At 42.6% G+C, this 24,586-nt stretch carries 31 protein-coding genes; 19 read left to right on the forward strand and 12 right to left on the reverse strand.

The window, feature by feature from the left end; all coding sequences use genetic code 11:
* The first annotated feature begins 134 nt into the window (after nucleotides 1-134).
* The 11 genes from ABIB50_RS13105 (at nucleotide 135) to ABIB50_RS13155 (ending at nucleotide 8,944) form a co-directional block, all read left to right on the forward strand.
* The gene (locus ABIB50_RS13105; RefSeq protein WP_429380175.1) at nucleotides 135-437 is read left to right on the forward strand and encodes a hypothetical protein; all 303 of its coding nucleotides are present in this window, start codon (nucleotides 135-137) and stop codon (nucleotides 435-437) included.
* A 99-nt stretch (nucleotides 438-536) separates the two neighbouring features.
* Nucleotides 537-3,047, forward strand: a complete 2,511-nt coding sequence (locus ABIB50_RS13110; protein WP_429380176.1) for a cation-translocating P-type ATPase — start codon at nucleotides 537-539, stop codon at nucleotides 3,045-3,047.
* Between the two features lie 350 nt (nucleotides 3,048-3,397).
* On the forward strand, nucleotides 3,398-3,592 hold the full coding sequence (locus ABIB50_RS13115) for a cation-transporting P-type ATPase (protein WP_429380177.1): 195 nt from the start codon (nucleotides 3,398-3,400) through the stop codon (nucleotides 3,590-3,592).
* Between the two features lie 9 nt (nucleotides 3,593-3,601).
* Nucleotides 3,602-4,321, forward strand: coding sequence for a TIGR00730 family Rossman fold protein (locus ABIB50_RS13120; protein WP_429380178.1), 720 nt, complete (start codon nucleotides 3,602-3,604; stop codon nucleotides 4,319-4,321).
* A gap of 352 nt (nucleotides 4,322-4,673) precedes the next feature.
* The gene (locus ABIB50_RS13125; RefSeq protein WP_429380179.1) at nucleotides 4,674-5,036 is read left to right on the forward strand and encodes a hypothetical protein; all 363 of its coding nucleotides are present in this window, start codon (nucleotides 4,674-4,676) and stop codon (nucleotides 5,034-5,036) included.
* A gap of 119 nt (nucleotides 5,037-5,155) precedes the next feature.
* Entirely contained in the window at nucleotides 5,156-5,572 is a 417-nt protein-coding gene (locus ABIB50_RS13130; protein ID WP_429380180.1) for an Hsp20/alpha crystallin family protein, read from the forward strand.
* Nucleotides 5,573-5,619: 47 nt separating this feature from the next.
* Nucleotides 5,620-6,480, forward strand: a complete 861-nt coding sequence (locus ABIB50_RS13135; RefSeq protein WP_429380181.1) for a universal stress protein — start codon at nucleotides 5,620-5,622, stop codon at nucleotides 6,478-6,480.
* 32 nt (nucleotides 6,481-6,512) lie between these two features.
* Nucleotides 6,513-6,944, forward strand: coding sequence for a hypothetical protein (locus ABIB50_RS13140; protein ID WP_429380182.1), 432 nt, complete (start codon nucleotides 6,513-6,515; stop codon nucleotides 6,942-6,944).
* Nucleotides 6,945-7,055: 111 nt separating this feature from the next.
* The gene (locus ABIB50_RS13145) at nucleotides 7,056-7,763 is read left to right on the forward strand and encodes a hypothetical protein (protein WP_429380183.1); all 708 of its coding nucleotides are present in this window, start codon (nucleotides 7,056-7,058) and stop codon (nucleotides 7,761-7,763) included.
* 68 nt (nucleotides 7,764-7,831) lie between these two features.
* A complete protein-coding gene (locus ABIB50_RS13150; protein WP_429380184.1) occupies nucleotides 7,832-8,554 on the forward strand; it encodes a nitroreductase family protein in 723 nt (240 codons plus the stop codon).
* Between the two features lie 54 nt (nucleotides 8,555-8,608).
* The gene (locus ABIB50_RS13155; RefSeq protein WP_429380185.1) at nucleotides 8,609-8,944 is read left to right on the forward strand and encodes a hypothetical protein; all 336 of its coding nucleotides are present in this window, start codon (nucleotides 8,609-8,611) and stop codon (nucleotides 8,942-8,944) included.
* A gap of 270 nt (nucleotides 8,945-9,214) precedes the next feature.
* On the opposite strand, the gene ABIB50_RS13160 is transcribed toward ABIB50_RS13155, so the two are convergent.
* On the reverse strand, nucleotides 9,215-9,469 hold the full coding sequence (locus tag ABIB50_RS13160) for a hypothetical protein (RefSeq protein ID WP_429380186.1): 255 nt from the start codon (nucleotides 9,467-9,469) through the stop codon (nucleotides 9,215-9,217).
* Here ABIB50_RS13160 and ABIB50_RS13165 point away from each other — a divergent pair.
* The 8 genes from ABIB50_RS13165 to ABIB50_RS13200 all read left to right on the forward strand — a co-directional run bounded on the left by ABIB50_RS13165 (nucleotide 9,469) and on the right by ABIB50_RS13200 (nucleotide 15,992).
* On the forward strand, nucleotides 9,469-10,116 hold the full coding sequence (locus ABIB50_RS13165; RefSeq protein WP_429380187.1) for a LytR/AlgR family response regulator transcription factor: 648 nt from the start codon (nucleotides 9,469-9,471) through the stop codon (nucleotides 10,114-10,116). The genes ABIB50_RS13160 and ABIB50_RS13165 overlap by 1 nt on opposite strands.
* Before the next feature lie 172 nt (nucleotides 10,117-10,288).
* Complete coding sequence (locus tag ABIB50_RS13170; RefSeq protein ID WP_429380188.1) at nucleotides 10,289-10,609, forward strand: helix-turn-helix domain-containing protein; 321 nt, start codon at nucleotides 10,289-10,291, stop codon at nucleotides 10,607-10,609.
* 58 nt (nucleotides 10,610-10,667) lie between these two features.
* Nucleotides 10,668-10,979 (forward strand): hypothetical protein, encoded by a 312-nt coding sequence (locus tag ABIB50_RS13175; protein ID WP_429380189.1) that lies wholly within the window; start codon nucleotides 10,668-10,670, stop codon nucleotides 10,977-10,979.
* A gap of 19 nt (nucleotides 10,980-10,998) precedes the next feature.
* Nucleotides 10,999-11,607, forward strand: coding sequence for an AAA family ATPase (locus tag ABIB50_RS13180; protein WP_429380190.1), 609 nt, complete (start codon nucleotides 10,999-11,001; stop codon nucleotides 11,605-11,607).
* Between the two features lie 558 nt (nucleotides 11,608-12,165).
* A complete protein-coding gene (locus ABIB50_RS13185) occupies nucleotides 12,166-12,576 on the forward strand; it encodes a plasmid mobilization protein (protein ID WP_429380191.1) in 411 nt (136 codons plus the stop codon).
* The gene (locus ABIB50_RS13190) at nucleotides 12,543-13,739 is read left to right on the forward strand and encodes a relaxase/mobilization nuclease domain-containing protein (RefSeq protein WP_429380192.1); all 1,197 of its coding nucleotides are present in this window, start codon (nucleotides 12,543-12,545) and stop codon (nucleotides 13,737-13,739) included. Before ABIB50_RS13185 ends, ABIB50_RS13190 begins: the two co-directional genes overlap by 34 nt.
* Before the next feature lie 2 nt (nucleotides 13,740-13,741).
* A complete protein-coding gene (gene mobC, locus ABIB50_RS13195; RefSeq protein WP_429380193.1) occupies nucleotides 13,742-15,652 on the forward strand; it encodes a conjugal transfer protein MobC in 1,911 nt (636 codons plus the stop codon).
* Nucleotides 15,653-15,677: 25 nt separating this feature from the next.
* Complete coding sequence (locus ABIB50_RS13200; RefSeq protein ID WP_429380194.1) at nucleotides 15,678-15,992, forward strand: hypothetical protein; 315 nt, start codon at nucleotides 15,678-15,680, stop codon at nucleotides 15,990-15,992.
* 124 nt (nucleotides 15,993-16,116) lie between these two features.
* Here ABIB50_RS13200 and ABIB50_RS13205 read toward each other — a convergent pair whose 3' ends face one another.
* From ABIB50_RS13205 to ABIB50_RS13255, 11 genes are all read right to left on the reverse strand, one after another.
* Nucleotides 16,117-16,635 (reverse strand): DinB family protein, encoded by a 519-nt coding sequence (locus ABIB50_RS13205; RefSeq protein ID WP_429380195.1) that lies wholly within the window; start codon nucleotides 16,633-16,635, stop codon nucleotides 16,117-16,119.
* Nucleotides 16,636-16,681: 46 nt separating this feature from the next.
* Nucleotides 16,682-16,948, reverse strand: a complete 267-nt coding sequence (locus tag ABIB50_RS13210) for a hypothetical protein (protein WP_429380196.1) — start codon at nucleotides 16,946-16,948, stop codon at nucleotides 16,682-16,684.
* 18 nt (nucleotides 16,949-16,966) lie between these two features.
* Nucleotides 16,967-17,680: a sterol desaturase family protein gene (locus tag ABIB50_RS13215; RefSeq protein ID WP_429380197.1), complete on the reverse strand. Its 714-nt coding sequence runs from the start codon at nucleotides 17,678-17,680 to the stop codon at nucleotides 16,967-16,969.
* Between the two features lie 363 nt (nucleotides 17,681-18,043).
* Nucleotides 18,044-19,480: a dihydrolipoyl dehydrogenase family protein gene (locus ABIB50_RS13220; protein ID WP_429380198.1), complete on the reverse strand. Its 1,437-nt coding sequence runs from the start codon at nucleotides 19,478-19,480 to the stop codon at nucleotides 18,044-18,046.
* Between the two features lie 11 nt (nucleotides 19,481-19,491).
* Nucleotides 19,492-20,187 (reverse strand): TIGR04283 family arsenosugar biosynthesis glycosyltransferase, encoded by a 696-nt coding sequence (locus tag ABIB50_RS13225; protein WP_429380199.1) that lies wholly within the window; start codon nucleotides 20,185-20,187, stop codon nucleotides 19,492-19,494.
* A complete protein-coding gene (locus ABIB50_RS13230; protein ID WP_429380200.1) occupies nucleotides 20,184-20,861 on the reverse strand; it encodes a TIGR04282 family arsenosugar biosynthesis glycosyltransferase in 678 nt (225 codons plus the stop codon). Before ABIB50_RS13230 ends, ABIB50_RS13225 begins: the two co-directional genes overlap by 4 nt.
* Nucleotides 20,803-21,777 carry an arsenosugar biosynthesis arsenite methyltransferase ArsM gene (gene arsM / locus ABIB50_RS13235; RefSeq protein WP_429380201.1) on the reverse strand — a complete coding sequence of 325 codons (975 nt, stop codon included), beginning with the start codon at nucleotides 21,775-21,777 and terminating at the stop codon, nucleotides 20,803-20,805. Before arsM ends, ABIB50_RS13230 begins: the two co-directional genes overlap by 59 nt.
* On the reverse strand, nucleotides 21,774-22,421 hold the full coding sequence (locus ABIB50_RS13240; RefSeq protein ID WP_429380202.1) for an MIP family channel protein: 648 nt from the start codon (nucleotides 22,419-22,421) through the stop codon (nucleotides 21,774-21,776). Before ABIB50_RS13240 ends, arsM begins: the two co-directional genes overlap by 4 nt.
* 14 nt (nucleotides 22,422-22,435) lie before the next feature.
* Nucleotides 22,436-23,485, reverse strand: a complete 1,050-nt coding sequence (gene arsS, locus ABIB50_RS13245) for an arsenosugar biosynthesis radical SAM (seleno)protein ArsS (protein ID WP_429380203.1) — start codon at nucleotides 23,483-23,485, stop codon at nucleotides 22,436-22,438.
* The gene (locus tag ABIB50_RS13250) at nucleotides 23,485-23,820 is read right to left on the reverse strand and encodes an arsenosugar biosynthesis-associated peroxidase-like protein (protein ID WP_429380204.1); all 336 of its coding nucleotides are present in this window, start codon (nucleotides 23,818-23,820) and stop codon (nucleotides 23,485-23,487) included. Before ABIB50_RS13250 ends, arsS begins: the two co-directional genes overlap by 1 nt.
* A gap of 282 nt (nucleotides 23,821-24,102) precedes the next feature.
* A complete protein-coding gene (locus ABIB50_RS13255) occupies nucleotides 24,103-24,522 on the reverse strand; it encodes a DUF6789 family protein (protein ID WP_429380205.1) in 420 nt (139 codons plus the stop codon).
* Between the last annotated feature and the right edge of the window lie 64 nt (nucleotides 24,523-24,586).

Genomic DNA, 24,586 nt, shown 5'->3' on the forward strand with positions numbered 1-24,586 from the left:
TCTTTATTTGGGTGACAGCGGGATATGGGCAAAATGTGACCAAGATCATTGATGCCCATGACACAGTACACCTTAAAATATGGGTATACAGATACATTTGTACTGTAAATCCAATCCTTTAAAACAATTAATATATGAAAATGCTATTTGCTAAAAACGACCTTTTGTTTAAGAACCGTTATCATTGGAGTAATGAAAAAAACGGGGATATCCGGTTCCTTGGTATCGCGTTTTTTAACAGGCATCAGGGTAATGAAGTGCTTTTTCTGATCAATCAGTTGATGGACAAACATGATCATTCAACATTAAACGCTGCGAAAAAAATGGAAGCCATGCTGGTCAGCCTCCCCAATGAGGAACAAACACATCAGCAAGTCAGCAACTGGATCATCCATAACCGGGATAATCAGTTACAACACCCTAAACGCTTAAAATAATCGGGTGCTTTTCAAACTTAATGGGCGTAAATAGCTTACTAATATAGTAAAACTAACCGGTGTAATTATCGTCTCTGGCTTCCACTAAATTTCTCCCCTATGGCTGAAAATAATTTTAACATCAAGGGGCTAACCCAGGAGCAGGTATTGGACTCCAGGCAGCAATTCGGAAAAAACACGCTGCAATTTAAAAAGGAAAACAACCCGTTGGATGCTATAAAAAGTTTAGCCAAAGAGCCAATGGTGGTTTTATTACTGGTGGCATCATCTATATACTTTATCAGTGGGAAAACAGGGGACGGGATTTTTCTTGCAAGCGCAATTGTGTTGGTCGCCGGTATTTCTTTATACCAGGATTTCAGGAGCCGGAAAGCTTTAGAAAAACTGAAAGACCTTACGCAGCCTAAATGCCGGGTGATACGGGACGGCAAGGTGATAGAAATTAACAGCGATGACCTGGTTATCGGCGATAGCTTGATGGTGGAAGAAGGGATAGCTATTACAGCCGATGGAGCGATCATCCATTCTAACGATTTTTCAGTCAATGAAGCTATACTGACCGGTGAATCCTTGCCTATTTATAAGGACAAGGAAAGTAAGGAACGGATAATCTATCGAGGCACGACAGTGAACAGTGGGTTGGCCATTGCCGAGGTTACCGCCATCGGCAATAAAACCAAACTGGGGAGAATTGGAAAGAGCCTGGAAAGCATACCCGAAGAAAAAACACCATTGGAAGTGCAAATTGGCAGTTTTGTAAAATATATGGTTATTGCCGGAGCCGCGGTTTTTATGGTGGTTTGGGGGATCAATTATTTTCATTCCCGTTTGGTTCTGGATAGTTTATTAAAAGCGCTTACGCTGGCCATGAGTATTTTGCCGGAAGAGATCCCGGTTGCGTTTACCACTTTTATGGCTCTGGGTGCATGGCGCTTAATGCAAATGGGGGTTGTGGTTAAACAAATGAAAACGGTGGAAACCCTGGGCGGCGCGACGGTGATCTGTACCGATAAAACCGGGACAATAACCGAAAATAAAATGAGCCTGGCAAAACTGTTCGTCCTGGCTTCGCAAAAGATCTCTGATGCTGATGCAGTATTGGGCCGGGAAGAAAGGGAATTGATAAGGATGGCCATGTGGGCCAGCGAGCCCATCCCTTTCGACCCGATGGAAGTAGCGCTGCATATGGCCTACGCGGCGGAATTTGAGGCCGATGATAGGCCGTTATATCACATCATTCATGAATATCCCATAGGTGGTAAGCCGCCTATGATGACCCATTTATTTGAGAATGCATCCGGGCAACGCCTGATAAGTGCAAAAGGTGCTCCCGAAGCATTGATGGCCGTATCGAATCTTTCTGAAAAAGAAAAAAAGCAAGTAGACCATGCTATAGAAGAATTAGCTGCGGATGGATACAGGCTGTTAGGTGTAGGCGAAGCCCATTTTACCGGCAATAATTTCCCCGTTAAACAACATGACTTTAACTTTTCGTTTAAAGGGATCGTTGCCTTTTATGACCCACCAAAGAAAAATATTTCAAAAATATTCGAGGAGTTTTATATGGCCGGTATTGCTGTAAAGATCATCACTGGCGACAACGCCGCTACTACAATGTCGATCGCCAAGCAAATCGGGTTCCGGGGTTACGACCAAAGTTTAACCGGCGATGAACTGATGGCACTAAAGGACAGTGATTTAAACGAAAAGGTGGCAAATACGAATGTATTTACAAGGATGTTCCCGGAAGCCAAGCTAAAAATCATTACCGCATTAAAATCCAACCATCAAATCGTGGCCATGATCGGAGATGGTGTAAATGATGGACCAGCATTAAAAGCCGCGCATATCGGAATAGCAATGGGCAAAAAGGGCACTGAAATCGCCAAGGAGGCCGCTTCGCTGGTCTTACGGGATGATGACCTGTCTAAAATGGTGGATGCCGTAGCGATGGGCAGAAGGATCTATGCTAACCTAAAGAAAGCGATCCAGTATATTATATCCATACATATCCCCATTATATTAACGGTGTTTATCCCTTTGGCTTTAGGCTGGATCTACCCGAATATATTTTCGCCGGTCCATATTATTTTTTTAGAACTGATCATGGGGCCTACATGTTCCATCGTTTATGAAAACGAACCCATGGGAAAGGACACTATGTTCGAAAAGCCACGGCCGTTTACTTCGACATTTTTCAATTTCAAGGAATTAACCACCAGTATTATTCAAGGCTTAGCAATTACCTCTGGAACACTTGTAGCTTATCAGTATGCCGTTTACCTCGGATTTGATGAGGCCCATACCCGGACATTGGTATTCACTGTATTGATCGCAGCCAACATTATGCTTACCCTTGTCAACCGTTCGTTTTATTATTCTGTTATTTCCACAATAAAATATCGTAATAACCTGGTACCAATGATGATCGGCATTACCGTAGCGATATTAGCCTTATTGCTCTATGTCAAACCGCTAACCAAGTTCTTTGAATTTGAGGCTTTAAGCTTTTCAGAACTAATATTAAGCATAGCAATAGGTTTCCTGTCAGTAATATGGTATGAGGCAGTAAAATGGCATAAAAGATTAAAACAACCAGTTAAATCATGAATCACGGACAGCACCTAAATGGGTGTCTACCTATTACTTTTAAAGATCATTCATCCACCGGCTAAATAAATAATTGTTTAATACGCTGAAATTCCATTTAAATGGTATGGGCTATTCGTTGAATGGTAGCACTGATTGCCGGGTGTATGGCCCTCCTGCAAAACAATATGACCGCCCGAAACAAACGGGGTAATGCTTTGTAGTTGTTATTGTACTACCTTTCGCTTGTTCCATCCAACTTTTTTAATCAGTCCTGATTTAACCATTAATGAAATTTGTCTTTTTAGTTAACAACCATTTTTCAGCAGCCAGTTTGGCTTTCTTTACCCACCTTTCTTATTTGAACTATTTTGGAAGCAACCGATAACCATTCCTTGTATAAATTCTGGCACCTCTATATTGTGGAGGCACTTACCCGGTTATCAAGCCGTCAGGGCGGACTTGCTGCCGGTGAAGTAGCGCAAAGAGTAAAACAATATTGGTTAAATACCTTAAAAGCCCAATCAAAGGCTTCTTTATTAATCCTCCTTTTGTCCCAATTTTAAAGACCTATCATGAACAAATCAGAAATTGTATTTTTGGATGGACCGCATTCTCGTTTCAAGGAATTAATGTTTGCGTTTCAAACCATGGTAGAACTGATAAAGGGCTTTAGGGCACTTCATTTTATCGGGCCTTGTATCACCATATTCGGTTCTGCCCGGTTTAAAGAAGACCATCCTTATTACGCGCTTACCAGGGAGGCAAGTGCTGCCTTTGCTCGCTTGGGTTTTACCATCATGACGGGTGGCGGCCCTGGTTTAATGGAGGCGGCTAACCGAGGGGCAAGAGACGTTGGAGGTCGGTCTGTTGGGTGTAATATCCAGCTGCCTGTTGAGCAATCTCCCAATCCCTACCTGGATAAGTGGATTATTATGAAGCATTTTTTCCTGCGAAAAGTACTGCTGGTCAAATACTCATTTGCTTTCGTGGTCATGCCCGGAGGGTATGGCACCCTTGACGAATTTTTCGAAGCATTGACACTGATTGAAACTCACAAGATCAAAAATTTCCCGGTGATCATTTTCGGAATGGCCTACCATAAGGAATTACAGGCGCATATTGAAATGATGAAAGCCAATGGAACGATAGGGGAAGGTGATACCAATTTGTATATAGTCACCGATAGCATAGAAGAAGCGACGGCTTTGATCGTAGAAAAAAGCATTAAACAATATGGGCTAAAACCGAAAAGCAGAGTAAAACCATTTGGTTGGCTGTTTGAACGCGCCTAAAAAAGCTGGTACTTCAAGCTTTATTCCAGCCAGTTCGCCTAATCCTTGCACATCCTTTTTTTATAGTGTATTGAATAACATCCGTTTTTAGTAGGAATCCGAATAATATTTTTTAAAAGCCCCGGGCCGTCTTTTGCCTTTGATTTTTATAATTCCCTAATAATTAAGCAATAAACTTGTATTGTGCTGGCTGGCTGTTAAATACGTGTTTTTTTAAAGCTCATAATTTATAAATCAATGATTATCAGGCGGAAATGTTTTAACGGCATCCGATTTGCGGCTAATCAACCGAGGACGTCCGCGAAGGTATTGTGCTGTCCTGAATGATTAATAAGCATTAAACTGATACAAAATGTCAAAGAACCTGCTTACTATTGATAATGATACCGCAATTCTTGAGGCTTTATCCGTTATCAATGGAACGTCCGGTTATGAGATAAACGGACTATTGAATACCGATGACTTAATAGATCACGTTAATCTTTTTATGCCGGAACTTATCCTGTTAGAACGATTATTGTCATCGAAGGGTACCAGGAATGTTTTCGAACAACTTGAAGCAAGTGATACCCCGAAAAAAATCCCTGTATTAAGACTTTCAGCCTGTCCTGATATAAAGAAAATCATCATGAGTTCAGGTAGTAAAAATTATATACCAAAACCACTCGAAATGATTTATTTGGTGTCACCGGACAGAAATATCTATACCCTATAACACTACCCATAACCTGATCTGAATTTAGTGACATACGTCAAACTATGACTTGATAGCCATCAGATAAAAACCACATTCTACATCCCACATTTGTTCCTCAATGTTAAACGCAAACTACCATGTCAGACACAAAAAAAACAACTAAAGCCGATCCGGTATCCCTGGTCGAAGACTTCTGCAACCCAATTACGCCGGAAAATTCAGCCGAGATCAAATATGCCGTGAATATTCGGGAAACTGAACATAAGTACGAACTAGAATTGATGGCCCCTGGCTTTAAAAAGAGCGATTTTAATATCACGACACATGGCGCATTGTTGACTATCACAGCAGATACCGAATCGGAAGAAACTGCGAATGAGGACTACTATATCCGCAAGGAATTTTCAAGATCTTCATTCGGCCGCGCCTTCAGCCTGCCGGAAAATGTGATCATTGATCATGTGGATGCCAAATATCATAACGGGATGCTGATCATTGACCTCAAAAAAACCGATAGATATCTAATCGGCAAAAAACATATAAAAGTCGATTAAGCGAATAGTTTAAAACATGGAACTTTAGACCTATAAAAACATACCAAATGAAAACAATTGCCGTATTGACCGATTTTTCTGAAAGAGCTGATAACGCAGCCATGTATGCTGTGCATCTGGCTCAACATCTAAAAGTAAATGTATTGCTCTATAACTCCTTTTTTGTAGCCTCTGCCCATCAGTTAAGCGCGCAGGTAGCTTGGCCAATGGAGGATTTTAATGAACTGCAACATGATAGCGAAAAGGAAATGCAATTGTTGCTCGCTAAATTAAAAAAAGAATTAACCCTATCGCCAGAGGGGTTTACACCCGCCATTGAATGTGGGAGCCACGGAGGAAATTTAGTCGACAACCTGGATGAACTACTGGCTGACAGGGAGGTTATCGTATTGGTGATGGGCAGCCATAAAAAGGGGGTAGCAACCTTAATGACCGCCAACCATATGCGGGAGTTAATTGACAAGGCTTTATTGCCTGTATTAATTATTCCCGAATATAAAACTTTTGCACCTATTCATAAAATAGCTTTCGCGACTGATTTGCATGGAGGCGATATCGAATTTATTCATTCCTTAGCCAGCCTTGCCCGGAGTTTTGATGCGGAGATCCTGATCGCACATACGACTAAAACGGACGATAATGAGCTGGTGGATACTTTCCTGAATAAGGTCACGAATAACGTAGATTATCATAAAATTTATTTCAGACCGCTAAAAGATATGTCGGTAAACGATGGGCTCAATTGGCTCATTGAACAAGGTCAGATCGATATGCTGGTCATGGTACACCGGCACAAGAGTTTGCTGGAAAGGTTTTTTACAAGGAGCAACAGCCAGCATACGGCCGCAGATAGTGAAATGCCCCTGCTGATCTACCCTTACCCGGTCAAATCCATGATCGTTTTTTAAAATAGCTCAAACAAATACTAAAAATTGACAACATGAAAACAGCAAGCAACTTTATAGACTACGGAATTTATATCGATCATCATTGTTCATATTTAATCGCCCTTGACCATCCGATGAACGAAGGAGTTTTGCGGGAAGAAACTATAACAAATGACGGGCCTCTTACCAGTAAAAACCTGAATGAGGAACACGTTCAGCAACATCGGAATGAACAGATGAGAAAGTTTTGTAAGGCCATTATAGAAAAACTGGAGAACGCGCACCACATCTTGATCTTTGGCCCTTCCTCAGCAAAGTTTGAGTTGCAAAAAGAACTCTTGAACAACAAGTCGCTCAAACATATCAGTGAAGAGTTATTGGTTACCGATCGCATGGAAAAAGATGTGGCTTTACGCTATGTGAAGGTACATTATACGCCATTGACCGTGAATGAGGAAATATTCATTGTTCCTAAAACGCAATGATGCGTTTCTTGTTTGAAATGACTATCAGTTTGATTGCGGTATTTATAATTACGTTAGCTATAGGGCGTATGATGCTTTTGCCCAACTGTTTAGCGAAATTGTATTACAATTATGTCAACACTTAAAACTTTCCTTTTTATAAATAAAAAGCTTCTTATTATTTACAGTATGCTAGTAATTGCGGTAGTAATACTAACAAGAGTTTTAAATTATTCAAACAGGCATGTTTTTGACAGATTTTTTGCAGGATTAAACCCCGTAATTACATGCTTTGTAATTACCATACTTGGTATTCTATGTTTATCTTATTTACTTAATAAAAGTTGGTTTAAAATTTACAAGAAAAATGATACGCTTAAACTATTAAGAACATTAGGACTCGCCGTTTTATTTGTATCAATAACTATTTTGATTGACATAAAAATCCATTTTCCTATTGATATGAATATTGCGTTTCCTGAATCGCTTTTATTCTATCCTTTAATTGGTTTTTTAGCAGAGATCCTTTTTCATGTTCTTCCAATGACTGTACTGCTATTTTGCCTAAGTTCTATTTTTGAAAATACCGACATCCAAAAAATAATTTGGTTTTCCATAGTTGTTATTGCCACACTTGAACCCATTTATCAAGTATCTGCTATGGCTGCTTATCCAATCTGGGCAATAATATTGGTTTGGATAAACCTATACTTATTTAATTTGACACAACTAATAATTTTTAAGCAGTTTGACTTTACCGCAATGTATCTGTTTAGACTTATCTACTATCTATTTTGGCATGTGCTATGGGGATATGCCCGTTTAAGGGGTATATTTTAATTAATAAATGGGCTTACAAAAATTAACACCAATCTTTCAATTAATAAAAATTAAGTAATCGTTGATCTATGAAAAGAAGATTTTTTTTAGGTATTGCAGGCGGCACTATTTTTGCTGCCGGAGGAGTAGGTTACCTGATAAGCGACAAAAGTAATTTTGTCCGTTCCGATCAAAAACTTACTCCGCTTGATAAATTACTTCATGCGGACGAGGGGGAGATACTCTACTTAGCTTCACTTGCGCCAAGCGGCCATAATACACAACCTTGGTTTGTAAAACACATCGCTCCCTTTCATTGGATTATTTGCAACGATCGGTCTAAATGGCTGCCCGCGGTTGATCCTACCCAACGTGAAACCATCTTGTCCATTGGTGCCTTTATCCAGAACATGGAGTATGCGGCGAGTTATTATGGTTATTGCTGCGAATGGAAAACACTTGCTAAAGTAAACCAGGATGAACAAATCACTGAAGTGATACTTTCGAAAGTAAAGGATATTTACCGGTTTGATATTTCAAAAATAAAGCAACGCAGAATAGTACGTTCCAACTTTCTCGATGATAACCTTAAAGGCGACGACTTGTACAGTTTGACCACTGGAGAAGAAACATATTTCCACTATTTCCCAAGGGAAACAAAGGAATTTACCTGGCTCAATGAACAAACGATAGCCGCCAATCGGCATCAGATGTACAGGGATACCGCGGAAAAAGAATTAGGCGACTGGATACGATTTTCGAGTAAAGATGCAGCGCAACATACTGACGGCTTAACACCCGCCAGTATGTAAATGACAGGGCTTACGGCTTGGGTGGTAAGAAACTTTTATAACAAATCATCTGTGATGGGTAAAAGTTTCCGGGAGCAGGGGTTAGATGAGGTAAAAACACAGGTGAACAGATCAGCAGGTTGGTTGCTGATCACAAGTAAAGATGATTCTGTCGCGTCATTAATGGAAACCGGAAAGCGTTTACAACGCTTATTGTTAAAAATTAGAGAAAAAGGCATCGCTATTCACCCCATGACCCAGGTGTTAGAAGAAGCTCCATTTTCCCTAACTATAAACAAAGCCATGAAAATAGCAGATCCGATACAATTTGTTTTAAGGTGCGGATATATCGAAAAATACCCTAAAGTAGTTTCTGTCAGGAGGCCTGTAAGCAGATTTGTTAGAATTTGATTATCAATAACATTATTAAATTTCAAAGTCATGATGTATAATGGTTGTCAATTTTTTGGAATGGACATGCTTTGTGGTTTATTTGGATCATCTTAATGCTGTGGATCTTTATTGCGCATTACGATATTCCATGACGGCGCAAACCCAAAAAACCGTCGCTTGATATTTGCAAAAACGTTTCGCAGCAGGGAAGATCACAAAGGAAGAATTTGAGGAGAGTAGGCAAATCCTGCGGAGAGACATCGAATGACCAGCGATATTTAATATTTATCAATTTTTATCTAAATTTCGTGGCCTACCCAGTATTACTACAATGCCTGTCACAGCAGCCATAATTAATTCAGTAATGCATGGATCGAAAAACGAGCCGTTAATGGGAAACGATTGCCACCCGAGATTGAGTATCATATGGAAGAGCGCCATGGCAAAAATGCTTTTACCCATGTTATTGAACAGCCAGACCATAATCACCCGTATAGCTACAGTATTAAGTGTCCACCAGGCGATCCACGTTAGCCGTTTCATTGCTGACAAAGCATGTTGCCCAACTGGATTTCCTGGTGGTTGCGGGTACCTGCCCCAACGCGATTAAAGCAATGGAAGCATTAAAAATAGCCGAAATTGATTTGATGTTCCTTGATATACGCATGCCTGCTATCACCGGCATCGATTTTTTAAAAATGCTGCGCAACCCGCCAAAAGTGATCATCACCACTGCTTACCGGGAATATGCGCTGGAAGGCTATGACCTGGATATAGTCTACTACCTGCTGAAGCCGATCACCTTCGACCGCTTTTTTAAAGCCGTGGAAAGCTATTTAAGAACAGTCGAGCAAATAGTTCCTCCGATTCAGACCGCGCCGGCTGATATTTTTATCAAATCCGGTTATAAGACGATCAAGATTAATCCGGACGATATTTTATATTTGGAAAGCCTGAAGGATTATGTGAAGATCCATACTATCGACGGCCCGGTCATGACCAAGGCCCGCATCAGCGATATGGAGGCGGAGCTTTCCGCAAAAGGGTTTTTGCGTATCCACCGCTCTTTTATTGTAAACCTTAAAAATGTCACTGCCTTTACGGCAAATGACCTGGAGATCGGCATACAGGAGATCCCTATCGGTGAAAGTTATAGAGAGTTGGTTTTTAAGACAATAGGGAAGGCATAATACATCGAATAATTTATTGGTGATTTTTTGCAACGAATTGCTGGCTTTGATAATAGGGCAGTAGTCAACCCTCAACAAACAGCAATCCAATAAAATACCACAACGTGGAATAATCTTGTCATATTCTGATTTTGGCAATCACCAACTTTGAAGCCCGATAAATCAGAATGTTATGGATAAAACAACACAAGAACGGGCAAAAATGCCCGGCACCGTTCCTAACCGGAACCAGATCCTCACCATTGGTGACCTCGTAGAATTTAAGGAAGACATGGTGCAGGAATTGAAGCGCATCATTAAAGAATGCACCACTGGGCAGCCTGGCAAGAAATGGCTCAAATCAGCAGAGGTAAAAAAGTTACTCGGTATCTCGCACGGCTTTCTACAATCTTTACGGGATAGCGGCGTACTGCCTTTCACCAAAATTGGTGGCTCCATTTATTATGACTATGAGGATATCACTTTTATGATGTCTACTAACAAAAGCGCTTAACATTATTGCACACCTGCCGGACCTGCCTTAGCAGGCCGGCTTTTTAAATTTTAATGCTATGTTATTCAAACGTAAAGCCAAACGACTACCTGCTGAACGCAGGTCTATTCCCCAACCGGAGCAAATTCATCAAAAAGGTTTCGGTACCGAGATGCCGCCGCAAAAGCAGCTGGTCGAAATTTATTTCGATCAAAAAGAATTGAGCGACCAGGCCGGACAATTTTATAATTTCTTCGAGGCGGCCAATTGGAGCAGCCCCAAAGGCACGCCCTACCGAAACTGGAAACTGTTAGCCGCTGACTGGATCTACGATTTCCAGCAAGCGCTAAAACTGAAGAAACGCCAACGCGAGAATGCGCTGTCCATTTAAACTATTAAAATCTAACATCATGGCAAAGATCATCACCATAGCCCACCAGAAAGGTGGCGTAGGTAAAAGTACCTTAGCGATCAACCTGGCGCTTTGTTTCCAGGATCAGTTATCCGTAGCGTTGGTGGATACCGACTTACAGGGTAGTTTATATCATATCCGGGAAGATTTTCCGGAACTGGCCATCATCGGTGCCGACAAATTTAATGACATTCAAAAACTGGCCTATGATCTTATTATTGTAGATACCCCGCCTTATTTGTCCAGCCGATTGCCGGAACTGTTCCAGTATTCAGATTTTATTTTAGTGCCGACGAAGGCCGGTTTTTTTGACGTGATGGCTATTCGTTCCACCTTGGCGTTGATCAAAGAAGCGCAGCGCAAAACGCCGCACCTTAAAGCGGGCATTGTGCTTAATATGGTTAAACCAAGATCGGGCATCACCCAGGATGTGGCCGAATTGCTCCAAAGCATGGATACGCCATTGCTGAAAACAAGGGTGCATGACCGGGTAAGTATCGCGCGGTCATCCATGACCGCAGGTATCTTAAATGGCACGGACAAACGCGCCAAAGAAGAGCTCATGTCGCTGACGGAAGAAGTTGTCGAGTATATCAGTGCCGGCTAGTTTGATAGCTTTTTATTTCTATAGCAAGCTAGCATGATCGCAAAATATGATGATAGTATCATAGCAAGTCCTGATAGCAATGTAGCATGATAGCAAATCAGCTTCAATTGATAGTAAACTATTTTGATAGCAAATGGAGAATTAAAAAAATAAGCTCGGCAATCTGGCCGACAAACTCAAAAAGGAACAGCCCCGAACACCCATCCAGGAAGTGCTCCCGGTGAAGGTAGCGCCTGTCCCAAATGAGCCCGAAGTACAGTTCAATAACCGGATACCCAAAGGCCTTTTAAAACGGCTTAAAACCTTTGGAGTGGAATATGATGAATCACTTAAAGACATCAATATACAGGCACTTGAACTCTATCTCAGCCAAAAGGCGAAGCCAGAACAAACAACAAAAAATGCCGAATAAAACACTAACAGCAGGATAAGACCGCCCGCTTCGCAGCAGTCAGCAAGATGTACAATTGTGTCACAATTGAATCTTGCCCTCCGCGCCAAAGGGGCTGCGGGTCCAGGTTAAAATCCTCCGAAGTCGGATTTTTAAAGACAACGATCATGAGTGAACAGGAAGAAAAAAGATCAAGGTGGTACAATATACGGCTCAAGCCTGATGAGTACCAATTGCTGAACGGCAGGTTCAAAAAGACCCAATTCAGGAAGCTCAGCGAATATATGCGCAGCGTGCTTTTGGAGAAGCCGGTAACGGTGACTTATCGCGATAAAGCGATGGATGATGTGCTGGAAGAAATGATACTGTTAAGGCAGGAATTGAATGCCATCGGCAATAACCTGAACCAGGCCATGCGCAATATCAATAGCACCCATGGCAATGCTGATACCCGGCTTTGGATGAATCTGCTCAGTATGATCAACACGAAACTGGAACCGTCGATCAAACAAATTAAAGACAGGATGAACCAATACGCGGATATATGGTCGCAAAAATTAAGAGCGGCAAAAGCCTGATCGGCGCGCTCAACTATAATGAGAACAAAGTGAAGCAAGGGAAAGCAATATTGATCGGTGCGGCAAAATATTTTAAAGAGCCGAACGAATTATCTTTTGATGATAAGCTTTTCCGGCTGACCGACCTGGCCGGAATGAACCAGCGTGCGAAAACAAATGCGGTGCATGTCTCCCTGAATTTTCCCAATGGTGAAAACCTGGCCGACGATAAGCTGAATGATATTGTGCAGGATTATTTAAGTGGTGTCGGATTTGCGATGCAACCTCACCTGGTGTACCGCCACGAGGATGCCGGGCACCCGCACGTCCATATCGTCACCACCAACATCAAACGGGATGGGGAGCGGATCAGCCTGCATTACCTTGGGCAAAATGAATCGGAGAAAGTAAGGAAAGCTATCGAGATCAAATATGGTTTGACCAAAGCCGAAGAACAAACGAAACAAAAACCAAACCTAAAGGCTGATGTATCTGCCGCCGAATATGGCAAAGCCGAAACCAAGCGGACGATCACCAATATACTGGGCTTTGTCATCCGGGCTTATAAGTACACCAGTATCCCGGAATTAAACGCTGTTCTACAACAATATAATATCGCTGCCGACCGGGGTTCCAAAGATTCCCACATGTATGCCCGCGAAGGATTGGTTTACTGGATACTGGATAAACAGGGCAACAAAATCGGTGTGCCGATAAAGGCCAGTACGATCTATGGTAAACCTACGCTGAAAACACTGGAGGAAAAATTCAAGCTTAATGCGCAATTACGCAAGCCGTTTAAAGATGGCCTCATTAAAATATTAGATGAGGTACTGGCGAAACCGCATACCAAACGTGATTTCCAAAAAGTGCTACGCGAAAAAGGCGTTCAGGTCATTTTAAGACAGAATGATGAGGGCCGCATTTACGGCGTGACGTTCATCGACCTCAAAAATAAAGCGGTGTTCAACGGCAGCGATCTCGGCAAAGCCTACAGCGCCAACCAACTGGCTGCTCAGTTGCTGCCTGATCCCAAACCAGCCATCAAGGCGGAACACCAATACGAACAACAAGCCAAGAATACCAGCGACGACTTACTCTACATCTTGTTCGCACCAGAACACGATGATATGGCTGCGCTTAACAAATTCAAAAAGAAGAAACGTAAAGGACAAAATCTATAATTATGCAAACCGGAGAAAACGAACAAGCCCTGCGGAAGATCATCGATTTCACGCGCTTATTAAGCATTGCCATACTAATCATCCATTTTTATTTGAGTTGTTATATTTCTTTTCAGCAGTGGCACCTGACGCACAAGATCGTTGACCATATCTTATTGCCGCTATCTAAAATGGCCATTTTCAAAACATTGCTTTGGGCAAAGCTCAGCGCGCTCGGCTTACTCATTGTTTCCTTGGTCGGCAGCAAAGGCAAGAAAGATGAAAAGATCAGGCCGAGAACTATCGTTACTTACTGCGCCATTGGCCTTTCACTTTATTTTGTCAGCAGCTACCTGATCAATTTACCGCTATTCTATATGGGGCTGACTTCATTAGGTTATCTATTATTTATGACTGGCGGTGGTTTGCTGTTCCGTATGCTCAAACTCCAGTTGGGCGATGATATCTTTAATAAGGAAAACGAAACGTTTCCCCAGGAAGAACGCTTATTGGAAAACGAATACTCTATTAACCTGCCTACCAAATACCAACTCAAAGGTAAAGAGCGTGACAGCTGGATCAATATCATCAACCCTTTTAGGGGCACGTTAGTGGGTGGTAGCCCCGGTGCCGGTAAATCTTACTTTGTGATCAGGCATATCATCACCCAGCATATCGCCAAAGGGTTCAGTATGCTCATTTATGACTTCAAATACGATGACCTCAGTAAGATCGCTTATAACGCACTGAGGCAGCATGGCGGCCGTTCATTTTATGTCATCAACTTCGAAAAGATCATGCACCGCAGTAATCCGTTGGAACCGGATACCATGCTCGATATTACCGACGCTATTGAATCAGCCCGCACCATCATGCTGGGACTGAACCGGGAGTGGATCAAAAAGCAGGGCGACTTCTTTGTCGAATCGCCCATCAACTTTGTCACGGCACTGATTTGGTTCCTTAAAAAATATCAGGGTGGTAGATATTGTACGCTGCCGCATGTAATAGAACTTTCATTAGTTGATTACAAAGATCTGTTCGCGGTATTAAATAGCGAGCCTGAGATCGAAGTTTTAATTAACCCTTTTGTGTCCGCCTGGAAGAATGAGGCTTACGAGCAATTGGAAGGTCAGATCGCCAGTGCGAAAATATCATTGGCGAGATTGTCCTCACCCCAATTATATTATGTTTTGAGTGGAAACGACTTTTCATTAGACATTAATAATCCAAATGATCCCAAGATCGTTTGCTTGGCCAATAATCCGCAGAAGTCGCAGGTTTATGGTGCGGTATTATCCTTATATGTTAACCGCATCAATAAACTGGTGAACCGTAAGCACCAGCAGAAATGCAGCTTGATCTTTGATGAATTCCCCACCATTTATTTTAATGGTATCGATAATTTGATTGCCACCGCACGTTCTAACAAAGTAGCGGTTACGCTCGGTGTGCAGGACTATTCTCAATTAAAGAAAGACTATGGCCGCGAACAAGCCGAAGTCATCATGAACATCGTCGGCAATATCATTTGCGGACAGGTCACCGGCGATACCGCTAAGCAATTATCGGAACGTTTTGGCAAGATCAACCAGCGAAAAGAAAGCGTGTCTATCAACAGCAGCGACACGTCCGTTAGCCACTCGACGCAATTAGACTATGCGATACCGGCATCCAAAATAGCAGGACTTTCTTCTGGTGAATTTGTCGGTATGGTCGCCGATGACCCTACCAATAAGATCGAATTGAAAACCTTCCATTGTCAAATTCAAAATGACCATGAGGCTATCCGGCGGGAAGAAAATACTTACCAGGAAATACCTGCCATTCGTGAGCTTACGATCAAAGAGGTGTTATTAAATTACCAGCGTATTAAGCAAGATGTCAAATACTTGACAGAGGATATTGTTAGAACTCAGCCAAATGCAAACTAAATCCCGCCCGCCGCGTTGCTTTACTATGAACGAACCCCAAGCCGAAGCCCGCTTATTTTTATACGACCTCGCCAACTTAGCGAAAGAACACTGGTTCAAACCCGATGAGCACTGGGCGCTGACACTGGCCAACGAAGCAGAAAAAGCCGCCATCTACAAACAATATTATCCGATACTCTATATCAGCGGGGAAACCGAAGCATTAAAAACCATAGCCGAAATCATGCACACCGAACTCCACCATGCGCCACTTGTACCGGAAGAGACGAATGCCCGGAATGCCCGTCAACTCCGGCCGACCTACCTCATTGCCTACAACCCAGCACGTCAACGTAAATAATCAATGCTGTTTCAATTCGCTTCCATGCTCAGCGTATTGTGCGGCACCGCGCGCTTATCGATTGGGATCGATAGGACTAAAATGCTTTAATTTAGCTGCGGTATGGAAAACCTGAAGGAATAAACTACCAGCCTATATAATCCGGTGGCTTGATCCCTTTTAAGCGCAGATAAACAATTAGCTGCCCTAAATGATGGGTTTGGTGATCATGCATCAAGATCAATATTTGTCTTCGTGTCATCGGGCCTGCAAAAAACTTAACCTTTTCATCCAGTTGTTTTGCATTCATTTTCATATGCGCTTCCAGTCCAAGGTCATAGGCATTCCCTAACACTTTTAACACTTCTGATTTTGATGATTTTTGCGTTGCGGTACTTTTAACAGGCGCATCGACCAAAAGATAAGACGACGATAGCCAGGTCATGTTTTCCGCAATATGGATTAATTGCTCACGGAAGCTCATCTCCTCTGGCGAAGCCTTAAAATCATACTCGTCTTCCGGCATCAAGGCAGCAAGTTTCAACGCATAGACCTTACTATTTACCCATTTACGGGCCAACTGCACCTGCAAACTGTCAGCTGACTGCGCCTTTACTGTAAAAACAGTAGTCAAAAAGATCATTAATGTAAGAATTCGTTTCATTTTATCAATTATTAAAGTTCTGTTTTAAACGGGTTGACCTAAAGCGCTATTGTAAGGTATCAACATAACTCTTAACACTGCTTTCAATAAGGGAACAGGGAACTAACATTGGTTTATCTGTCAGATTTACTACAATGATATTGCTTTTCACCTGAATAGTCCCTTTAAAGCGCATCCCTAAAACTTCAAGTTCAAAATTACCGCCATTAGCGTCACCGTTATAAGACGCTCCAAACCGTTCAATTTCCCGAAGAGCGATCTGATAGGTCTCTGCTATATCCTGTTTTGTTTTTATACTAAATTTACAACTCATTAGTCGTGGTTAAAATATTTATTCGATACCGAAGTTTAAAGGTCCTAAAGGCTTTTTTGTATAGCTTTTGAATAACCTGTCCCAAAAGGGGAAAACCGATCCGTAATTAGAATCGGTCTCTTGCCTGATTCTGGAATGATGGGTTCGATGCATGAGCGGCGAAACAAAAAACTTCCGGTAAATGTGATCGGTTTTTTCTGACATACAAATATTGGAGTGATGGATCAGGATCACAGGAAAAAACAGGAATCCATAAATAAAAATACCCGTATCAGTTAAGCCCAATAACGGAAATAATGCTAATTTCATCAGCGAAGACAGCAGTTGCTCTATCGGATGGAACCGCAGGGTAGAGGTACTGTTCATCTGTTCGTCTTTATGATGGAATTTGTGAAAGCGCCAGAACAGCGGTATAAGGTGATTTATCCGGTGCCACCAGTACATGACCAGGTCGATAAAAATGACCTGCAAAATCAAATGAAGAGTTTGCGGTATAAAAAATAAGTTAAGCAGACCGAAATGATGGGACTGCACGGAAGCAAGCAGTTTTCCCAAAAGGTACCCACCGCTAAACACGATAATTAAATTCAACGCCCCGATCAACATATTTACGAGATCATGCTTTTTGCTCCATACCATTTTTCGCGCGGGAACGATATGTTCAGCGACATAGAGGCTGACAAACAAAACGGCCAATCCAAAAGCCTGAAAAAATTGAGGATCAAATTTCATATGATTGATCAAGATAAGATTTCACAAACATTTAATTATTATTTTCCTTTGTTCTCGCTTTGATCTTAATCAGGGTGGAATATCCCCCATAAATTATCATCAACGCTAAAAATATATATACCCAAACGGGGATATGTTTTCCAACTACTATCAAGTACAAATAGGCTGAAATAAAAAAGAAACCCGTTAACAATGATGGGAGCAAAAATGCCCTTTTCTTCCTGATATTGCGCACGACCCAATAAAGTGATGCGAAGAAAAAGGGTATCGCACCAACATATATCCCGCCAAATATAAACGGGTTGACATGGTAATGTTTACCAAGTCCCAAAAACCAATCTTTTATGGTAGTCAACCACTCCATCAGCTAAAGATTTGATAAGCTTTCTGCAATAACGTTTTGATCATAGGCGTTAGCCCCTCAGACATCAGGTCGGTCACCAGGCTCTGATTAATTCGGGAGGCTACAGGGTAAGGGTAAACTTTATTAAATATCGCTTTAACAGAAAGTTGATTCGTATTAGATAAAATAAGCTCCTGGATAAGTTCCCCCGCGTTAGGGGCAATCATCGTTCCGCCTAATATTACCTGTTTACCGAATAAGCTCTTTTCGCTCACAAATAATATCAATTTCCCGTATTGATAATTGTCAACTACAGCCCGGTCATCGTCCGTATAGCCCTTCTCCAACCTGCGGTAGCTAATTTCACGCGCGTTCAATTGCTTTTCGCTTAAACCAAACGTGGCCAGTTCAGGATCGGTGAAAGTCACCCATGACATATGCTCATTGTTCAGTTTCTTTTTAAAAGGTGAAAATAGGTTATTGAGAATGATCCGGGCATGAAATTCAGCCGCATGGGAAAACTGCAGATCGCCAGCGACATCGCCACAGACCAAAACATTCTTGTTGGTTGTTCTCAGGTATTTATCGATAACGATCTTTCCGCCATCAACTTCAATCCCGGCGGTCGGCAACGATAAGGGTTTCAGGGCAAGCACTCTTCCTGTTGCCACAAAAACAGCATCGAAATTCACAACTGTTGTTTCGCCATTGCTGTTTACAATATCGGCTTTGTTAGTGGAAATAAACTTGCTGACCTGGGTATTCAATAGAAACTTAACGCCCTCAATTTTTAGTCTTTCTAATAAAATATCGGTAACCGCAGCGTCGTCATGTTCCAGTATCGTCTTTCCCTTATGAACGACGGTTACCTGGCTACCCAACCGTGATAACGCCTGCGCGATCTCCATACCGATAGGGCCACCGCCAATACATAATATCTTTTCTGGTAGAGTATCCAGGTGAAAAATACTTTCATTATCGAAATAGCTTACCTTTTCGATCCCCTCAACAGTCAGTTTGCGGGGTTTAGAACCCGTGGCGATGACGATCTTCTTACCTGAATAAATTTTACCGGCTACTTCCACCTGATTCTTTCCGGCGAAGCAGGCATGGCCCAATGCCATTGTAATCCCCTGATCCCGCAACCATTTTGCGTTTTCATGTGATCTGATCAGCGATTGTTTATCCTGAATATAGCCGACTACTTTTTTAATGTCAACATTACCGGTTACCCGCAGACCAAAATTTTCGGCTTCTCTTGCCTGTCTCACTATTTTGGCGGCATGGATCAGGGCTTTGCTCGGTACACAGCCATCATTCAGGCAATCACCGCCAATATCCTTATCAGATTTGGAGATCATCAGCACTTTAAAACCCGCCTGGTTCATAAACAGCCCCACGCTAAGGCCACCTGAACCAGCCCCTATCACGATAATATCAAATTCATGTTTTGCCATATCGTTCTGCCTTAAATTTTGTTTTGGGTCATTAGTTTTTTATAGATCCGTACCAGTTTGTGTTGCGAGTACCCAAACTTGTAAAGGAAAAAGATAAGAAAAAAAATGCCTTGTGTTTTATAAATGCCGTTCTCTAAATATTTCCGGGCAGATGTAATAACCGGCTTCTTAATAATTTTAAAGCGAACCTTTTTGCGGAGCCGCCTGATCAATTCCTGGTCTTCCATTACAATGTGTTCTTCAGCAAAGCCACCCGCTTGTTCAAAGGCGGTTTTCGTAACAAACAAACTCTGGTCGCCGAAACGGATGGCATCAACATCAAAACGGGTAAACCAGCAATTGGCTTTTAAGAACCAATGCGAATGATCGAATGACAACATAAAACACCCTGCGGCATAACCATTAGCCACCGCCTCTTTTATGTCCGCCAAATAACCTTTTGGTGGAACGGTATCGGCATGTAAAAAATAGAGTATATCCCCTTTGGCCTGCTTCGCTCCGGTATTCATTTGGGCAGCGCGACCTTTACGAGTTGAGTTTAATACGATAGCACCACTTTGTTTGGCTAATGCAGCCGTATTGTCCGTACTGCCCCCATCAGCAATAATGATCTCAAATTGCTCATCTGCCCTTGTTTGGTTTACCTGGCCAATGGTTGTTAGGATCTGATCGGCTTCATTAAAGGTGGGTATGATAATGCTGATCATGATCCGTTTAAAATAGGGTGATTTAACAAATCTTTTTCATCATCAATGTCAGACAATACCGGCAGCAGAAAATAACGCAGGCCCAATTCGGCACAACGGGCAATTGTTTCTTTCATCACCGTGTCCGTACTCCAGGTTATATCGTTGAATAGTTTAGGGTAATGGCTGTTCATCCCTAATAAATAATAACCACCATCCAGTGCAGGGCCAACAACGATATCGTAATGAGTCAATTCGGAAAATGCGTTTGCGATAATTTCTGTATTCAATTCATAACAATCCGTGCCAATAAAGATTGCTTTCTTAGCGCCGGTTTCAAGTTTATCTTTGAACGCATTGGACATCCGTTCACCCAGATCAATCCCCCGCTGCATTGCTTTAGAATAGTTATTATCCCAGGCATCATTGTCGGCTATAAAATCAGAATAATACACCACCCTATCGGCATTTATAGGTTGAGTGACCGCAGCTGTATGTTCAAGGAGTTGCCGGTAGATCTGTAAGGCCTTATCGTTTCCTATAGTAGCGGCAAGCCTTGTTTTAACCTTGCCATAAACCGGGTTGCGTGCGAATATCAATAAGGTATCATTGCTCATTGCTGTTTTATGATAAAGGTTAGCAACATCCTCCGCCATCATAAAACCAGGTCGATTCAGAAATATAAATATCTTCATGCTGTAAAGCCGCTAGGTTGCCCCCGGTTTTATCGCATACGGCTAATGGCTGATTAGGCATCAGCACATGACCTTTATGATCATCAAAAAAATCTTCGTTACCAAAATAAATAGCAGTTTTTCCGGTGAACACGCAAGGGCCATCATCCGGCATGGGGTCTTTTATCGCGCAGACTTCAACGCTTTCTATAAAGATCAATTTGTCCGTAGCGTAATGCTTAGGGTCGAGGATACGGTAAGGGCGTTTGGCCCTTATTTCTACGGTGCCAAATCCAATATCCGTGATCATTTTAATATAGTCCTTCAACGGTAGTGCGCCACTAAGGCATAAAGCCCGCAGGCGCTCATCATCTTTTAAGGCACCGGGCATGAAAGTTTCGCATGTTGGATCGCTCAATACCAGGCGGCCATTGGGTTTTAATACCCGGTACATTTCTGTTAACGCCTGTTTCAGTTCGTCTTCCTTAAAAATGTTGAACAGGCAGTTTTGAGCGGCTACATCGATACTGTTATCTTCTACAGGTAAATGCAGGGCGTCTCCCTTGCGGAGTTCAACAAACTCGCTTTTGAACCAGGGATTAACCCGTTCCGCTTCCACGAAATTTTTTCTGCTCGCTTCGAGCATCTCATCTACCACATCTATACCGACCACACCCCCTGTCTGACGGCTGAAATAGGCGAACTGTAATAATTCCATCCCTCCCCCAACACCCACATATAATATTTTCGGGTCTTTTACCAGGTCACGGGGATTTACAGTGCTTCCGCAACCGTAGTTCATTTCCTGCATTCTTTTGGGAATTTTCAATCCTGGTAGTGACCAGATCGGGGTCGTTGTGCAGCATAAACCGACCTGCGGGTGTTCAGCCGCTTCTCTATAAATATTCTTGGTTGTTTCTAAATATCCTGTACTCATATAACTTGTGTTTTAAATAGATAGTTCCAGCAGAATACGGCCAGCGCCGCCCCGGCAATGGGTGCCAGTAAATAGATCCATAACGTGCCCATATTACCTGTGATCAAAGCCGGGCCGAAGGAACGTGCGGGATTCATGGATGCGCCGCAGATAGGGCCGGCAAACAGCGCCTCAAACAATACTACCCCACCGATGGCCAATCCGGCAAACATCCCCTGTTCTTTACTTCCGGTAGCTACGTTAATGATGACCAGCATTAGGATAAAGGTCAGGATCAATTCCAAAATAAATGATTGTCCATTGCTGCCCGACGGCACCGTCCATCCCAGATCGCGGTTGCCCGGGAATAAATATTTTAAGGTTAGGCTGGCCAGCGTTGCCCCGCTTAACTGGCTGACAATATAGGGTGCTAACATCCGGAGGGGAAAACGTCTGGCCAGTGTAAACGCGATGCTGACCGCCGGATTCATATGCGCACCTGAAATATTCCCTAACGCATAGATCATGCTCATGACCACCAAGCCGAAAGTTACGGCGACCCCTACATGGGTAACCGTATGCACCTGCTCATCGATCACCACAGCTCCTGTGCCGCAAAAGACCATGATATAGGTGCCGATAAATTCTGCGAGGTGCTTTTTCATCTTGTGCCAATAAGTTAACTTGTAACAGCGCCTCCGCAACTTGACCCTGCACCGGCGGTGCAGCCATAACAATGCTGTTTTAGTACAATCGCACGGTTATTTAAAGCGTTGGGGTCATAATCGCTGAGATGGCGGGAAGATGTAATACTCACCGGCAGATCCAGCATCTGGTTAAAATCGCAGTCATACAGATAGCCATCCCAACTAACAGAGATCGTATTGCGGCACATCACATGATGAACAGCCACAGGATTAAAAGCATTTATAAGTTTTTCCATGTATTTATCATAGTTGCCGGTTGATAGCAAATAGTCAAGATAACGGCTGATCGGCATATTGGTTATGGCAAATAAATTATTGAACCGGATACCGAAGTTTTTGAGCAGTTCATCTTTATACTCTTGTTCAAGCGCCTGCTGCGAAGGCGGCAAAAACGCCCCGGCCGGGTTATAGACCAAATTGAGCAACAAGCCGCTACCGGGTTCACCATAGCCCGCTTCGTTCAACAGTTGCAAGGCCTTGATGGAATCCTCAAAAACCCCGTCGCCCCGCTGCCTATCTGTGCGGTCTTTTGTGAAACTTGGTAAAGATGAAACCACTTCAATCTGGTGATCCCGAAAAAAAACAGGCAGGTCATGGAATTTCTTATTAGCCAAGATAATGGTCAGGTTACATCGGACGATAATGTGTTTGTTCAGTTTTTTTATCTCGGTGACAAACCAACGGAAGTCGGGATTCATTTCGGGCGCGCCTCCCGTAAGGTCGACCGTTTTGATATCCGATACAGCAAGCACGTCCAAACAAAGCTGCATGGTTTCCCGTGTCATGATCTCTTTACGGTCAGGCCCCGCGTCCACATGGCAATGCCTGCATACTTGGTTACACATTTTGCCAACATTGACCTGAAAGATTTCCACGCCAGTCGCCCGTAAAGGAAATTCACCCAGCCCGGTCAGTTTTTCTGTGAATGACGAGTGTTTGTGCAGCCCTTCGTCTTCAAGGATCGCCAGCTGATTGTTGGAATCTGCCAAATGATGTTGCAAAACGTGAAGTGACTTTATCATTACATGCTTATCTCTTTTACCTTATTCATCATCTGTACACCATGCACCAATACCGCACCGCCTTTGATCGCCGCCGCAACGTGTACAGCCTCCATCATTTGAGCCTCACTGTAGCCTTTTTCATAAGCATCGCTGCTGTAAGCGTCGATGCAATAAGGGCACTGTACCGCATGGGCAACCGCCAGGGCGATAAGTGACTTTTCTTTAGCAGTTAAATGGCTGTCTTTAAATACATCCCCATAATAGGAGAAAAATTTATCAGCCATTTCCTTTTGATATTCTGCGATATTGCCAAATTTGGCCAGATCGCCAGCGTTATAATAGTGATCGCTCATTTCTTTTTTCTTTCAATATCAGCATAACCCTGGAATAAAGCGAATGTTTCTTACCTCTCAGCTTTATCGGCGCCGGGGAACAGCACAGGACCCGAACAGGCAGGCGTTAAATATACCCTGATATAAAAAGAGTAAACTTAATATACCTGTTGTCCAATCTTTTCCAACTATGCCGTTAACCAATAGTATAAGCCCGATGGTCACGTAAATAACCTGCCTAAAGCTCAGGCTGGTTATCTTTTTTAAAATGATTTGATTGTTCATCATTCAAAATTATTAATGTTATTCGCCCTTCGTGCTCAATCCCAATACAAGACCATACACCAGGTGTCCCATCATTGTTCCTACTACCATCATAACCGGATTTGGCGAATTAGCTGAGAATACACCCATACCCATCATCGGCATCACCATCAGTTGCATTAGTATCCAGGGAAGAAGGGCAAAGAGCATACCCTTGATCGCCGGGTTTAAGGTAAGCCTGTCTTTGATCAGAAATACATAGACCATAGCCCAAACGATCCCGATCATCAGGTGCATAGCCCAGCCCAGCCAAACAGGAATACCCATAAAGCCGGCCATCATGTTACCGATCTTCATATCAGGCATACCCATCATCGGTGCGGCCAGCATAATCATCGTCATTACTGATGTTGCAATTATTCCGCCCGTTAGGGCTTGTTTTAGTTTTTTAGAATCCATGTTGTTTAATTTTAAAGGGTTAACCCTCTGGCTAACCCTTGTGAAAGATCAATGAGTTACCTGG

The organism is Mucilaginibacter sp. UYCu711, from assembly GCF_050433825.1.
In the GTDB taxonomy this organism is placed as follows: domain Bacteria; phylum Bacteroidota; class Bacteroidia; order Sphingobacteriales; family Sphingobacteriaceae; genus Mucilaginibacter.